Genomic DNA, 11881 nt, shown 5'->3' with positions numbered 1-11881 from the left:
AGAGTGGAGCATAGCTTTCATCAAACTGTTTCGCCTATCAAGGAGACGATATGCACGCATCACATAACACTGTAATAGAACCATTCGCCATCGAACACGCCACCGTGGCCACCGGCGACGACGACGGCCGTACCCTGAGCGATATCACCATCGTTGTGGACGGATTGGGCAAGATCCGGAAAATCGGACCTTCGACGGCCGTCGTGGTTCCTCCGGGTTATCATCGTCTCGACGGCACCGGCAAGGTCGTCTCCCCCGGCATGATCAACGGACACACCCACACCTTCTCGAAAGGCCGTCCGCTCGATCCCAAGGGCAGCACGCCCGAAGGCCAGCGCAAAACCGCGAAGCTGGTGCATTCCGCTCCAGGCAAATTATTCATGTATGAGACCAGCAAGTCCAACATCATGACATTGCTGAATTCCGGTGTCACCACGATACGCACCGTGGGTGATGTCGGCTACGAGGTCGTCGCTATCCGCGACCGCATCAACGCCGGGAAAATGGTCGGCCCGCGCATCCTGGCCGCCGGCCCGATGCTCGCGATTCCCGACGGGCACGGTGCACCGCTTGTGGCCATGGAAAGCACCACTCCCGAAGAGGCGCGCAGCGAGGCAGAATACAGTATCGACCATGGAGTCAACGCCCTGAAAATCGCCGCAACCGGCGGTGTCACCGATTCCCAGGTGCTTGGCGAGGCAGGCGCTCCGCAGATGAGCGAAGAACAGATGCGCGCCATCTGCGAGACCGCACATGCCAACGACATCATCGTCGCCGCCCATGCGCAAAGCGAGGAAGGCGTTCGCCGCGCGTTGAAAGCCGGCGTCGACACCATCGAGCATGGATGCACCCTGGATGACGAGCTGACCGAGCTCTTCCTTCACAACCCGAATTCGCTTCGTGGCTTCAGCGCTTTGGAACCCACGCTTTCGGCCGGGCTGCCGATGAAATACCTTTCGCAGGAAGCACTGAACATGACCGACATCCAGATGCGCAACTCCGTGCCGGTGGTCGAAGGCATGGTCAATGGCGCGAGGCAGGCGCACGAAGCCGGCATCAAGGTGGGCGTCGGCACGGATACCGCCATGCCGTTCGTCCCGCAGTACGGCACTTGGCGCGAGATGGCGCTGCTCGTTCGTTTTGCCGGGTTCACCCCGGCCGAGGCGTTCCATGCAGGCACGCAGGTCACCGCCGAGATCCTGGGCCTGGGCGACGTGACCGGATCGCTGGAGATCGGCAAATCCGCCGATCTGCTGGTCTTGAACGAGAATCCCGTCGACAACCTGCGCACGCTCGAGCAACCGCTGCTCGTGGTCGCGGGCGGCCATCCGGTCTTCCACCCGCACGTCGATCGTTTCGACGATATGGAAGCCCAGCTGGATGAGGCGTATAAGTAAACCGACTCATCCTTTGAAAAAAGGTTCTCGCTGACTTCTTTTCCGATTGCATAGAACCTAAATCCGCCATCCTGCATCGTCAGGTATGGCGGATTTTTTTATTTGACTGCCCCATCGCATCATGTCTTCAAGACGGTAAGAAAACCGGACTCCAACCAACAGAATCGCCTTTGAGCGTCATAACATTGGTGGCCCGGTTGCAATAAAGCCGGACCACCAATGTCGACGTTCAAACCGATGACCGCCACAGTGCGACCACTTCGGTATTCCTAGTCTTTAGCGATGGGCATTGTCCTGCAATGGCTCTCCGTTGACGTAGCGACGCACATTGGCTACGGCGATGTCGACGATATGGGCATCGTTGCTGGCCAGATGGCTGCCGCCGGCGATATGCGGCGTGATCAGGCACTGCGGTTGGTCCCACAACGGATGAGTGGGCGGCAACGGTTCCGTCTCGAAGACGTCCAGCCCGGCACCGCGGATGGCGTTGCGGCTCAAGGCATCGGCCAAGGCATCGTCATCGATTGCGTCGCCACGGCCACCGTTGATGACGATGGCGTCTTTTTTCAGCAGGCCAATCCTACGAGCGTCGAGCAGATGATGGGTGTCGGCCGCCCGCGGCAACGACAACGCGACCACATCGGCCTGCGGCAACAGCGAATCGAGTTCGTCGAAACCGTGCATCTCATCGACGCCGTCGACGGGCTTGTCGGCGCTGCGTCGCACACCGAGGGTATGCATGCCGGCACCTTTGGCGAGACCGGCGAAGTGCGAGCCGATGTCGCCGGTACCGATAACCAACGCGGTCGCACCGTTCGGCGTGAGTACAGTGCCTTCGTCCTTCCATTGATGTTCCGTCTGATCGCGCATATACCGGGTGAAGTTCTTCATCAACGCCCACATCATCGCGATCATGTGTTCGCCCACGGATTGGCCATAGGCACCCGTGGCGCTGGTGATCTTCACGCTTTCCGGCAACAAACCCGGCTTGATATAGGCGTCGACGCCGGCGCTCCAGGTCTGCAACCATTCAAGGCTGGTAAATTGGTCGGCGATTGCCGGGTCGAAATTGCCCAACACCGCCGTGGCCCTTCCGCGCAGCTCCTCAGGAATCTGCGCCTTCACCTTCATGTCGCCATAGTGCTCCGGATCGCCGTAGAATTCGATGGGCACGTCGCCCGCAGCCTCGATGAAGCGCTGCCTGTCCTTTTCATCAACGGGTATGCAATTGACGATCAATTTGCCTTGGTTATGCTGATGTTCATTCATCTTATTACCTTTCATCTGGCACCCTTGCTTCTGAAACCGATTCTGAAAGCGGGACCGTCTTCGCAGTGACGTTCCGATTCTACGATATCACTTTTGAGAACGGTCCCGATATGCATCGATCGCGGCAAGGTATCCCGGCAATCCCGGCACCGGGATACCCGACCCGACTATCCGGAAATCAGGCTTCATGCTCCTTTCCTTGACGCACCTTTCCGACTGCCAGCAATCCGACGGCAATCGCCGCGCAGACCAAGGCCGCTGCGACCACGGTCAAAACCGCTGCACCCGTGCGGGAAAGAGACTTTGCAACGGCTGTGGAAGATGGAACCGAGGAGCCGGACGTCGACGGCACGTTGGCAGCTTGGCCGCCGTTGCCGTTGTGGTCACTGCCGGGATTTTGTCCGGCACCGGCTCCATGACCGCCGTCAATGGACTGGTCGACGACCTTCACCTTGAAGCTCACCGTCGGCTTGGACAGTTCCTCGGCCGCGTCCATGTCGAAGACAGGCATGCCGTCGGCTGCCCAATGCACGCGCCGCACGAAGGTGTCGCGTCCGCTGTAGTTGCGCAGGCCGGTCGTGGTGTTGGCATAGGCATGGAAGACGTAGATCTGGTTGCCGTCCTCGTCCTCGCTCCACATGCCGTGGCCCGTGCCGAGCTGCCATTTGCCGTTGAAGATGCCGGACTTCTGAATCGGGTAGTTGAGATTCGACCAGCTCTTGGGGTCGGTCAGATCGCTGCCCTTCGCGTCCGCCACGGCCAGACCGGTGGTGTAGGTCTTGCCGACCGACGAACCCGAATACATCAGGTAGAGCTTGCCGTTGCGCATGGTGACGTTCGGCCCCTCGGCGATGGTGACGTTCCACGCGTATTCCGGAGCCACGATACGCACGGGGTCGGTGGTGACGTGTGCGGGGTCGGTGGGGTTCATCTTGGCGATGTAGGTGGCGCCAAGCTGCTGCCAGGCGTAGTAGGATTGGCCGTCGCCGTCCTTGAAGTACGTCATGTCCAGCGACATGCCGACGTTGTGGTTCGCGTCGAGCGCGAGCGGGTCGCCGTTGGCGCGGGTGATGGCCCGTGGCGCGTCCCAGCTGCTCGCCTGGGTCGGATCCATGTCATATCCGGAGGCGTCCTGCTTGAGCTGCATGTAGACCGCCTTGCCGTTGGTCCAATTGGTGCCATAGCCGGCCATGAATAGAATCGTGAGCCGTCCGTTGATCTCGTGGATCTCGGGGGCCCAGAAGCTGTGCTCGATCGGCACACCGTCGGCGTCCTTGTCGCCTTTCTGCAGGATGACATGCTCCTTGGCGTTGTAGCCGTTGGAATCGATCATGCCGCTTGCCTCGTTGGGGGTATCGGCGAGCGCCTCGATGCTGTCGGCCATGCGCAACGGCATATGTGGCGTGCCATGCTGCCATGAGCAGTCACCGTAGATGTCGTTGGTGGCGATCATGAGGTACTTGATCTGCGTGGTTTCCTTGCCGTCGACCATGTGCTTCCACTGCCACTTGTCGATGGACGGGTCGGCGCGTTCCTCGGCGAAGGGCACCTGGTATTCGGTCTGTTTGACCTTGCCTGTCACCGTGTATTCGCCGGCTTTACTGGTGTCCAGAGCCGAGGTGTCCCATGAGGCAACAGGCAATGAGCCGGTTGAGCCGTCCGAATAGGTCAGATCGACGTTCTTCGGCAGCTTGATCGCCGACTTGTCGCTTCCCTTGTCGACGCTGACGGTCTTGAGGTTGCTGACGCCGGTGTTCTTGATTCGGCCGAAGCGCACGTTCAGGGCCTTCACGGTGGCGTTGTCGACGGGGATGGTGAAGCCGCCGCGGAAGTCGTCGACGCCATTGGCGCCATCGGACGATCCGCGTGCGGCCGTCGAAGCGGTCACTCGTCCGACGCTGGAGAAATCACCGACCATCACGTCTCCGTGATGCGAGGTCTTGTCGGTCAGGTTGTCGAAGACGGTGTACTTCGCCACTCCGGCATCGTCCTTCCACCCGACGAGATACTTGTCGCTTGCCGAGTCGTAGACACCGTAGGGCTGATTGACTCCGTTTCTCTCCCCCAGGTCGATGAGGCTGGCCGAGTTCTCCTGCTCCTGGTAGCTCAGCAGATCCTTGGAAGGTACGAACAGCACCTTGCCGCGCGCTGAGGGATCCGACGTGTCGGTGCCGCGGTTCGTGCGCACGCTAAGGACGCCATAGCTGCCGTCCTTCATGTAGAGCACGGACGGGTCCTTCAGGCTGCGCGCATGGTCTACAGTGTTCATGTTCAGCGGCTGGGCATCGGCGCTCAGCGGGAAGAAAATGCCGTAATTCTCGTTGAGCGGCGTGTATTTGGCGTCCTTGTCCGCCTTGAGCGCCAGGTGCATGCTGTGGGCGATGTCGCCGTTGTTGGCCTCGTTCTCGCTGGTCGCGTTGCGGTCATAGGCGAGCAGTGTCTGCGAGTCGGATTTGGGCAGCACGCGCACGGAGAAGCTCTTGCTCACCGGTGCGGCGGCGCCGTCGGCTGAGATCTTGGCGGTGATGGTTCCGCTACGCAGCTTGCCGTCAGCGGCGTGAACACTCCTGTCGGCGGAGACGCTCACGTTCTTGTCTCCACTCAGTTGCAGGCTGGTGCCCTTGATGGCGGCGGGAAGCGTCTGGCCATCGGCGAGCACCGGTGGGATGACATAGCCCTTCGCCTTTTCGGCGAGCACGTCATCGGCGGTTTTGCTCGTCGGTTCGACGGTGATGGTGTAGCTTTTGCTTCTGGTGATGCCACGGATCGTCGTCGAGGCGGTCATCGTCACCGTTTTGCTGGCCGAGCCCTTGGCGGGTTGGGTGACCACGCCCTTGTCGGTGATGACATCGGTATCCGAGGAATGCCAGGTCACCCGGCCTCCTGCGGTCGGCAACGCCAGATAATTCGTGTCCACGCTCTGGTCGCTGAAGCCAAGGCCGTCAATCACCGATCCGGCGATCTCGTCTCCGTGCACTTGGGCATCCACCTGGTTGATGGCGTCCACCTGCTCAGGCTTGAGCGCGGTGTCGTAGACCCTGAACGTCGAGACGGCGCCCTTGAAGTCCATGTCGCCCCACGGCGAGTACGCGATGGTGTCCAGGCTCTGGTCGGCCACATCGGCGGGCGTGGCCGGGACCTTGCCCGAGGCCACCTGTTTGCCGTCGATATAGAGCTTGGCGGTGTTGGTGTCGCCGGAAGAGTCGAAGGTGGCGGTCACCGACATCCACTCATTGCCACGTGCCGTGCAGGACGGCGATTGCACCAGCGTTTCCGTGCCGAACGCCTTGATGCCCGCCAACGGGGTGCGCCCGTTGAGGCATGCCAAGGCCGAGAAGACATACTCGTTGTTGGAGCTGTTGCCGATGTTCCACATGAAGTGGAAGGTACTGAGCATCGACGGATCGGCCTTGACCTCCATCTGCACCGTGGCGCTCTTCTTGCCCTTGAGCAGATCGGCGGGCAACTTCACCCAGCTGCCGTTGCCGTCATGGGGCCCGCCGGAAAGCGTGAACGCCTTGTCGGTCCAGTAGCCGTCTGTCGGATTCTGCGCGACCGCGGGCCCGAAGGAACTGCCTGCGGCGGTGTTCTCAACGGTTTTGCCGTCGCTTGGCTTGCTGGCGAACGAATATTGCGCCAACAATCCGTCTTCCGGCACACTCGCAGGCGCGGCCGGCGCGCTTGCGGGCAACGCCAGCCCCACCAGGCTCATCGGCAACGCCGCGAGCGCCGCCATTATTTTCCTCATCTTATTCATGATCCACCTTTCTTTGTGGATATTCATTCATGTCGATTTATTCAATTATCAGTGTAGAAATCTTCGGCGCTCCCTTCCTTGTAGGAACCATATTGCCGTCGCGCAAAGGGCCAGCAGAACGGTCAGGACAACGGCCGACACCGCATCGGTCCCGGTGGTCGACAAAGCGACAGGCGATCGCCGTCCGGCGGCGGGATTGCGCGATTCGTCATGGGAGTCGGCGTGAGTGGCCCCACTCGCCCCAGCGACGTCCAGCCAATCCCACGCCAGAATGGTTTTAGAGGCAATCCCGTCAGAGAACACCACGGCCACGCGATGGGTGCCTTCGGGCACGTCGGCAGGCAATCGCACCAACGCCTCTCCCTGGGCATCAAGCGTAAGCGAACCAAGCAACTGCGGCGACGAGAATAAATAGACCCTGACGCGGCGACCGGCATTCGATTTCCCGCAGAAAATCCGCAACAGCGAACCTGGCGAGACCATGTCTTCATCAATCAATCCGGATTGATGATTGGCTTCCGTAAGCTCCGCCTCGGCAGGCGCTCCAAGTACCGGGGAAGGAATCGGCAACGGATGGTCGACGGCAGCTCTGACAAGCCTGACCTTATAGATTTTCGTCGTCGTGCCGTCCTCGGCCACCACTTTCACCTGCACGACACCCGAGGCGATGGAGACTTCGGCTCTGGCCTTGTCGTCATGAACGGATGCGCTGACATCCTCGACCCGCACGGAATCGGGATCATCGACCTGCAGAACGGAACCCTGTGGGCCGGCGGCCTCCTGCAGATCGACTTCTCTGCCCGCCACCGACAGCGACTTCAAGGTGGCATCGGAGGAAGGCTTGGAGATGGCAGAACCGTCAACATCCGGATTGAACAACTCAGTGCTGGTCAACGCCCGGTCCCAAACTTTGAAATTGTCGATCTTTCCTCCGAAATAGGGATCATTGTAGAACGATTTTCCGAGATATCCCGAGAACGCTTCCGTTCCCATGAAGTCCGCGGCGCCAAGCGCGGTGGAAGTTCGCCGAACCAATCGTCCGTCACGGTAGTAGGCGATGTATTGGCCGCCTTTGACGACCACGGAGACCTGCACCCACCGGTCAGCCGCAGGGGTCTGATCCGTCAGTTGAGTCTGGGCACCGGCTTTCGACGCCTCGACCCTGGTGTTCGCGCCGCAATTGACGATGTTGACCAAATAGTCCCGCGAATTCTTGCCCAGGGCCCATGGATAGACGCAATTGCTTTGTCCGTTCCATGCGTATTCGGCGCTGACCGTCATATCCTTCTGGCCTGGCCCGACCAGACCGGCAGGAATTTTGACATACGGAGCAGGGGAAGCGCTGGCTCCTCCAGGCAGTGTCATCGCCTCGCCATTGCCTTGGTGACCCGTCGACGAAACACCATCGCCGGCGATGACGCCGTCAAACGCCGAATGTCCACTGCCACGGTTCGCGATTCTTTGTCCATCGGAGAAATCCGACATGCCATCGAAGTCGTAGAGCAACTTAGGTCCGGAGTTCGAAACAGATGGCGTGGAGCCTTGCTTGGCTATGGTGATGGAGTAATAACGCACCGTCTGATGATCCTGTGCGTATGAAGCTATCTCCAACATGGTCACGTCGCCGTCCAGCGTGATGTCGCGGGGCTTCCTATCGTCGATGACCACACCGTTGACGCTTGCATAGGCTCCCGGATCCCCGACGCCGATAGTCGCGGAAACCCTGTCGCAGCTCTTCGCAACGGTGAGAGTATAGGAAGATCTTTGCGCCGAGAACGCCGGAGCCAGCACACCGGACCCGAACGAGAGACCGCGTAGGCTTGCGTTCGAGGCGTATGCCGCCGCACGCTGTGTGCGGACCCCGTAGATCCCGCCGACAAGCCCTCCGCTCGATTTGAAGATCACCCTCACTTTGCCGCCGGTGGCTTTGGAGAGGATGTCGTCAGGAATTTTCGCAACATTCCAGTAGAAACCCGAATCATCGGCGTGCGAGGCCGTCTCTCCGGCTCCTATGGTGACCGCGGTTACCCTGGCATTGGCGGATATCGTACCCTGCGTCGGGTCCGCCGATGGGGTTGGATCGACGCTGAGATCGAATGAGCGTCCCTTGTCGGCGATGTTGTAGAGCGTCGCCAAATAGTTCGGCCCGCCATCCCTCACTTTCAGATCGTAGCTGAACCAGCCACCGGCCTGGGCGTCGCGGTATTGCCGGCCGGCGTATGTGCCCGCGTTCGAGTCCGCTGACTTGGCCGCATGGTGCGCCAGTTCCTGCTGAAACTCGTTGTCGAAGGCATCCACCGAATCGATCTTGAGCCCGGCGAGCGCCTCATCGCTTTTCTGTTTGACGATGTTGCGCTGGTATGCCTCTGAATCCACCTCTGCCAAATCCCAGTACAGCGCGTAGGAACTCTGGTAAGTGGAATAATACGGATGCAGTCTTACGTCCGCCGTCGCCCCGTCGACGTTGGCGAACCGGAAGGTGAGGGCCTGGCCGTCGCCGGGCCTGTCCTCACGAATCAGATTGCCGCTGGTCGCATCGGCTTCGACGCCCTTGAGCCATGTGGTGACGGACTGTCCCCCACTGGGCACGATCGCCGCCTTGGCGTTGGCGTCGGCATCGAAATTGGACACACGAACCTTCACTCCACCGTATGAGTAGTTTGTCTTCGGGTCCGTCTTGGCGAGTGAACCGGCCAAGAGGACCGGACCGTATTGGAACGCGACCCAATCGGGATTGTCCGGAGCCGCGACGCTGGCAAGCTTGGCGGGAAGCGTATAGGTGATCTTCGTACCGTTCTTTATCGGCACCGTGAGCCACCCGGCCTCATCCTTGTCGTCGACGGACTTGGCGGAGCCATCGACGCTCAACGACGCCCCGTTGCTCCAAACGGGTACTCGGAGCTTGAGTTTCGCCGTCCCCGAACCGGCAACTTCGAAATTCACGTCCGAGCGCTTCGGCACATCCGCTATCTGGGTGATTTTGAGATGATGCCGTTTGTCGTTGAATACCGAGGAACGGAACATATTCACGTAGACGTCCCTGTCGCCAGTGAAATATATCGAATCGTTAAGCTTCGAGAAATTCTCGATGCCCGATCCCTGGCAACACCAGAACTCACCGATCTCACTGCCATAAAGCCCTGTGCCGTCGATGCCGAACACCTTGGGGTACCCGGCTTTCATGGGCTGAAAATAAGTGGTCATTCCGTTTTCGGGATTTTGTGAGGCCAGAATCGCGTTGATGAACGTGTGCTCGTAGTACTCGCAGTATTTTGCGTCATGATCCACTTGGAAGAGCAGGCGGGAGAGCTTGAGCATGTTGTATTCGTTGCATGTCTCCACCGTCGAGGAATCGCGGTACCCGCCTTTGTCATCGCCATTTTGCGTGGCGTCCTTCCATAGCTGCCCCGCCTCATGGAAATGTTCGGACCATGAATTGCCTCCATTGGCGTAACTGTGGTCGCGCGTGACGATGGTCCAGAAATTTCGGGCCGCGGCGAGGTACAGGCTCTTGAGCTCGACCTGGTCCTGCGCCGAGAGGGAATGATAAAGCTCCGAATCCGAGGTATAGGTGACGTAACGTTGCATCGCGCCGACGAGTTTGGGGATGGTGGTGTTGGCGTGTAATCCATTGAGCACATCCCTGCCTTGGGCGAGATTGGCGAACAGGCTGGTCTCGTCGAAAAGATGCGCGGCCTGGAGCACCATCTGCTTGTCCGATGTGTCCGCTATCGCCGCGGTCTGGTAAAGGGCATCGTTCATGCCGCCGTACTCCGTGGCAAGCATGCTGGTTGACGGATGGGACTGATGCCATTTGAGGACCCATTTGGCGAAGGCCACCGCGCTGCTCTTGGCGGTCTGCCGTACGGCTTCGTCGTTTGAATAGTCGTAGGCGGAAACCATGCCCTGCTCGACCTTGTGCAAGTCATAGAAGGGAACCAGAAGCCCATCACGCCCGTTGGGAACGGCGTCGACGTTGAAAGCGGGGAAGAATCCGGCGTTCCCGGAATCCTTCGCCGCATATGCGCGCTGGGCCTCGTTGATACCGTCGACCACGGCCTTGAGCTTGGCGGACAGCTGGGCTTTCTGCGTCGAAGTGGCAAAGGTGGAACGCTCGGCCTGTGAGACCGCGGTCAGATAATGACCGACAAAATGACCGGTGAACCGGGTGGGGTTGGTGGCTCCGTCCGGATTGTCGGCGCTGCTATAACCGCTTTCCCAACCGCCATAGTTCTTCACGCCCTTGGTATCGAGTCCAGCATGGGCGCGGAATTCGACAAGCAACCTATCCGTGTCGAAACTCAGCAGGTATCGGATCTCTTTTTCACTGGCGTTCTTCAAGTAGGCATCGTCAACCTGCACATCCGTCATACCCGACTCATCGAGCAATCCGGAACCGTCTTGGTCCTCGCTCATGGCTGGCACCGTGACATCGACCTGCTTGCTCACCGACGCCGAGCCATAGCTCGAAGTCACGGTGAGCTTCGCTTTGGCGTCACCGGCACCGATGGGCGGACGAGTCACGACCCCGGTATCGGAGATCACGGAGCGATTGTCCGATGAGTAGGTCAGCGACGAACCGTTTGTCGAATCCGCGACAAACGGAATGTTCACCAATGCCTTTGAGGGGATATCCACATCGTCAAGCGCTTTCTGGGCCAAAGCCCTTGGATCGAATCGTGGGTCGCCGACCTTCACCTCACGCTCGACGTCGGCGCTTGTGGCGGCCACATTCCACATCTTGAACTCGTCGAGCGAACCATCAAGTTGTCCACCTGAATGATGGGCCCCGTTCCAGCCGATGTATTTGACGCTATCGTCAGGATTGACCGTTCCGGGCTGTTCGGTGTTGCCCTGTGAATATTGCCTTCCCTCGCCGTTGATATAAAACCTCGCGGTTTTGCTCGCCGCGTTGAAGGTGACCATCACATGCGTCCACTGATGCGCCGGGAAGATCTTCGCCCTGTCCCCCGTCATATTGAATTCCAGGGGTTGTGGCGCGCCTGTGCCTATCGACAGCACCAACGGCTTGTCGTCGGAATTCGAGCTGAGGTACCAGCCCTCGCCGTTGTAGACGCCCTTGCACCACATGAGTATCTGTTCACCGGTCATCACCTCGCTCGGGTTCCACCAGAGCGAAAGGCTGAAGCTCTTTGGCTGCAGCTTCCGGCTCACGCCAAGGTCCAACGATCCCGAAGCGAGCCGAAGAGCCTGACCGCTGACCCCTTTGGCATAGCCGATGTTGCCGTTGTGCGTCCTGACGGTGTTTCCCGCCGGGCTCGCGTCATGCAGCGCGCCATCGAATCCAAGGTCCAGCACCTCATTGGCGGCGTTCGTCACCTCTTCGATATGAGATGCATTCGGCTCCGCCATGGCGGACCCGCCTGGCAACAACATGATGGCCAACGGTACCGCCGCGGCCAACGCCACTATTCGCTTCTTTATACCCATGATGTCT

4 protein-coding genes are annotated in these 11881 nt (G+C 59.8%); 1 reads left to right on the top strand and 3 read right to left on the bottom strand.

Annotated elements, in window-relative coordinates:
* Positions 1-50: 50 nt before the first annotated feature.
* Positions 51-1397: an amidohydrolase family protein gene (locus OZX64_RS04220; protein WP_277171625.1), complete on the top strand. Its 1347-nt coding sequence runs from the start codon at positions 51-53 to the stop codon at positions 1395-1397.
* Between the two features lie 276 nt (positions 1398-1673).
* On the opposite strand, the gene OZX64_RS04215 is transcribed toward OZX64_RS04220, so the two are convergent.
* The 3 genes from OZX64_RS04215 to OZX64_RS04205 all read right to left on the bottom strand — a co-directional run bounded on the left by OZX64_RS04215 (position 1674) and on the right by OZX64_RS04205 (position 11874).
* The gene (locus tag OZX64_RS04215; protein WP_277171623.1) at positions 1674-2666 is read right to left on the bottom strand and encodes a D-2-hydroxyacid dehydrogenase; all 993 of its coding nucleotides are present in this window, start codon (positions 2664-2666) and stop codon (positions 1674-1676) included.
* A 178-nt stretch (positions 2667-2844) separates the two neighbouring features.
* On the bottom strand, positions 2845-6414 hold the full coding sequence (locus OZX64_RS04210; protein WP_277171621.1) for a family 43 glycosylhydrolase: 3570 nt from the start codon (positions 6412-6414) through the stop codon (positions 2845-2847).
* A gap of 57 nt (positions 6415-6471) precedes the next feature.
* Positions 6472-11874 (bottom strand): beta-L-arabinofuranosidase domain-containing protein, encoded by a 5403-nt coding sequence (locus tag OZX64_RS04205; protein ID WP_277171619.1) that lies wholly within the window; start codon positions 11872-11874, stop codon positions 6472-6474.
* Between the last annotated feature and the right edge of the window lie 7 nt (positions 11875-11881).

The sequence above is a fragment of the Bifidobacterium sp. ESL0704 genome, from assembly GCF_029392075.1.
Lineage (GTDB): Bacteria > Actinomycetota > Actinomycetes > Actinomycetales > Bifidobacteriaceae > Bifidobacterium.
This window is presented reverse-complemented; position numbering and strand designations above follow the sequence as displayed.

What these genes read in the sequence shown, in the direction of transcription:
- OZX64_RS04220 (WP_277171625.1), top strand. Translation starts at nt 51, where the DNA reads ATGCACGCATCACATAACACTGTAATAGAACCATTCGCCATCGAACAC.
- OZX64_RS04215 (WP_277171623.1), bottom strand. Translation starts at nt 2,666, where the DNA reads ATGAATGAACATCAGCATAACCAAGGCAAATTGATCGTCAATTGCATA.
- OZX64_RS04210 (WP_277171621.1), bottom strand. Translation starts at nt 6,414, where the DNA reads ATGAGGAAAATAATGGCGGCGCTCGCGGCGTTGCCGATGAGCCTGGTG.
- OZX64_RS04205 (WP_277171619.1), bottom strand. Translation starts at nt 11,874, where the DNA reads ATGGGTATAAAGAAGCGAATAGTGGCGTTGGCCGCGGCGGTACCGTTG.